Raw genomic sequence first — 3,058 nt, 5'->3', positions numbered from 1 at the left:
CCCTCGCGGAGCTGCACGTTGGTGACGGCGGCGAGCAGCGGGCTCGCGCCGAGCGCGACCAGGGCGGCCCCGGCGGCCCCGGCGCCCAGCCCCAGGACGAGCCCCACGACCGGCGCGCACAGCATGCCCGCGCGGGCGGCGTCCCGGTCCCAGCGCCTGACGTGTACGGGGATGACACTGAGCGTGCCGAAGGCGAACCGAAGACCGTCGCCAGGACTGGATCTGGACATCAGCCCAAGCTACCCGCACCCGCACCCGCCGACGGCGGCGCGGTTCCACGGGGAGGCAGGGCCGCTCGGTGAGGCCGCACGGGCGGGCGGGTGGGAAAGCATCCGCCGCGCAGCGGCGGCACGAGCACGCACCCGCAGGCGCCGACGGCGAAACACCCCCACAGGCGGCCCGGGCGGCCCAGCGGGGCTGTACGGGCGGGCGGGTGGGAGAGAATCCGCCGCGCAGCGGCGGGTCAGGACGATGCCCCGGGCCGCCCCCACCCCCGCCGCCCCGCGTCAACCGCGCACAACACCAAAGCCGCGGCAATGGCCGCAAGATGCTCCTTGCCCGCAAGGTTGTTCTTCACCAGCACCTCCACCACCATCAGCACGACCACCAGCACCCCGGTGCCGTACGCGCGATAGCGCCAGCACACGAACACCGCGAGCCCGACGACCGCCGCCGAAGGCCCGGTGTCGACGACCCGCGCGTCCGAGGCGGGCAGCCCCAGCCAGGTGTCGGGCCCGAGGGCGATGGCCACGCGCGCGTACAGGGTGCCCGCCAGCGTGGCCGCGTACCCGACGAGCAGCGTCCGCCACCGGCCGAGGCACAGCTCGGCGATGCCGAAGACCAGCAGGATCTGCACGAGCGCGCCCCACACCGGCAGGTCGAGGGCCGGGACGAAGAGCGAGAGCGGCGTGCGCAGGAGCGCCAGCCACAGCGGATCCTCGGCCCGCACCGAGCCGATGTCCTGGACGAGCCGGTAGCCCCAGGACTGGTTCTGCACGTACTGGAAGAGCCCCGTCAGGCAGACCGCGCCGAGCGTCATCGGGATCGCCCGCAGCCGCCGGGCCACGAGCGCGTCGCGCACGGCGCGGGAGAGAGCGCCCCACTCGGCACGGGCCAGCCGGGACAGGGTGTTCATCTTCGGGACTCCAAGTGTGTACGGTGCAGCCATTTCGGCAGGCCCGGCGCTTCCAGGAAGCCCTCGGCACGGGCGGACGCGATGCCGATGCGCGGCAGGTCACCGCTCTTCTCGAAGAGGAGGAAACGCGGCTCCCAGATGGGCCGGTACTTGGCGTTGGCGCGGTACAGCGACTCGATCTGCCACCACCGGGAGAAGAAGCTGAGCAGCGAGCGCCACAGCCGCAGCACCGGGCCCGCGCCGAGCCGCGAGCCACGCTCGAAGACCGATCTGAACATCGCGAAGTTCAGCGACACCTGCGTGATCTGGATCTCTGCGGCGCGCTGGAGCAGCTCGATGATCATGTACTCGACCAGGCCGTTGTCGGCGTCGCGGTCCCGGCGCATCAGGTCGAGCGAGAGCCCGTGCGGCCCCCAGGGCACGAAAGAGAGCAGCGCCTTCAGCTCACCCTCACCTTCCCCCGCGCGGCTGTCCCTGCACTCCAGCATCACGCACTGCCCGTCGGCCGGGTCGCCGAGGCGCCCCAGCGCCATGGAGAACCCGCGCTCGGTGGCGCCGTCGCGCCAGTCGTCGGCGCGCTCCAGGAGGTACGCCATCTCGTCGTCGGGGATGTCGGCGTGGCGGCGGACGCGCACCGTGTACCCGGCTCGCCGCACCCGGTTGTAGGCCTGGCGGACGGTGCGCATGGCCCGCCCCTCCAGGGTGAAGGCGGCGGTCTCCACGAGGGCCTCGTCGCCGAGCTCCAGGGCGTCGAGGCCGTGCCGGGCGTAGATCGTGCCCGCCTCCTCGCTCGCGCCCATCACCGCCGGGGTCCAGCCGTGCGCGCGCGCCTCGGCCAGCCACGGCTCGATCGCCCCGGGCCAGGCCTCGGGGTCGCCGATCGGGTCGCCCGAGGCCAGCGAGACGCCGCCGACCACGCGGTAGGCCACGGCGGCCTTGCCGGTCGGGGACCACACCACGCTCTTCTCGCGGCGCAGCGCGAAGTAGCCGAGCGAGTCGCGCTCGCCGTGCTTGTCGAGCAGCGCGCGCAGCCGGGCCTCGTCGTCCTCGGTGAGCGGGTCGACGGCCTTGCGGGAGCGGAAGGCGGCGTACAGGACGGCGACGAGCAGCAGCGTGCTGAGGACGTTGACGGCGACGTCGACCCAGCCCGGCGTGGTGATGCCCGTGAACCGCTCGTCGTCGGCGGCCAGCGACACCAGGCGCATGGTGCCGTAGCGCCAGCGGTCCAGGAACGTCGAGCGGTACTCGTCGTGGGCGTGGTTGGTGACGGTCACCAGGAGCGCGGCCAGCAGCGACGTGACCAGCAGACCGCCTGCGGCGACGGCCGCCGCCAGCTTCGGGTTCGCCCGGTCGCCCTTGGCGTAGAACTCGCGGCGCCCGGCGACGAGCGCGGCGACGAAGCCCGCGGTGAGGGCCAGCGAGACCCAGTTCTGCGCGTGCCGCCGGATCTCGGGGAAGAACATCGCCACCGCGAACAGCACCAGGAACAGGCCGCTCAGCACGGTGTTGAGGATCCACGCGGCCCGCTTGCGGCGGCGCATGGTCACCGCGAGGAACGCGGTGAACAGGCCCGAGGCGAAGCCCGCCGTGAGGAGGTACGGCGTGAAGTAGTCCTCGGTGTTGTGCCGCCTGAGGTCCTGCCCCAGGGAGACCCAGACGGCGCTGAGGAAGTTGACGAACGTGACGGCCCGCAGGTACCAGACGGCCGCCGCCGCGGCTCTCCGCGAGACCGCGGTGGACGTCCTGCGCTGCTCTTCCCTCGGCCGTTCATCTCCCATGAAAAGGGATCTTATGGGGCGGTGTGACGTGATATGGGGGCACGGCCCCGAGGGCCCGGCCGTTCCGCGGCGACCGGCGACCGGCGACCGGCGACCGGCGACCGGCGACCGGCGACCGGCGACCGGCGACCGGCGACCGGCGACC

General features: G+C 73.3%; 3 protein-coding genes. All 3 read right to left on the bottom strand.

Going from position 1 to position 3,058, the window contains the following annotated elements:
- A partial coding sequence (locus IE330_RS32790; protein WP_190139814.1) for an adenosylcobinamide-GDP ribazoletransferase occupies positions 1-230 on the bottom strand: 230 nt, incomplete at its 3' end.
- Between the two features lie 233 nt (positions 231-463).
- Positions 464-1,135, bottom strand: a complete 672-nt coding sequence (locus IE330_RS32785; protein WP_190139813.1) for a hypothetical protein — start codon at positions 1,133-1,135, stop codon at positions 464-466.
- Complete coding sequence (locus IE330_RS32780; RefSeq protein WP_190139812.1) at positions 1,132-2,913, bottom strand: phosphatidylglycerol lysyltransferase domain-containing protein; 1,782 nt, start codon at positions 2,911-2,913, stop codon at positions 1,132-1,134. The genes IE330_RS32785 and IE330_RS32780 overlap by 4 nt, the downstream gene beginning before the upstream one ends.
- Positions 2,914-3,058 lie beyond the last annotated feature (145 nt).

The sequence above is a fragment of the Streptomyces longispororuber genome (assembly GCF_014656095.1).
GTDB classification, from domain to species: domain Bacteria; phylum Actinomycetota; class Actinomycetes; order Streptomycetales; family Streptomycetaceae; genus Streptomyces; species Streptomyces longispororuber.
Note: the sequence above shows the minus strand (reverse complement) of the source record. Positions and strands in the feature narration are given on the sequence as shown.

Coding starts and splice junctions, on each gene's coding strand:
- IE330_RS32785 (WP_190139813.1), bottom strand. CDS start 1,135: ATGAACACCCTGTCCCGGCTGGCCCGTGCCGAGTGGGGCGCTCTCTCC.
- IE330_RS32780 (WP_190139812.1), bottom strand. CDS start 2,913: ATGGGAGATGAACGGCCGAGGGAAGAGCAGCGCAGGACGTCCACCGCG.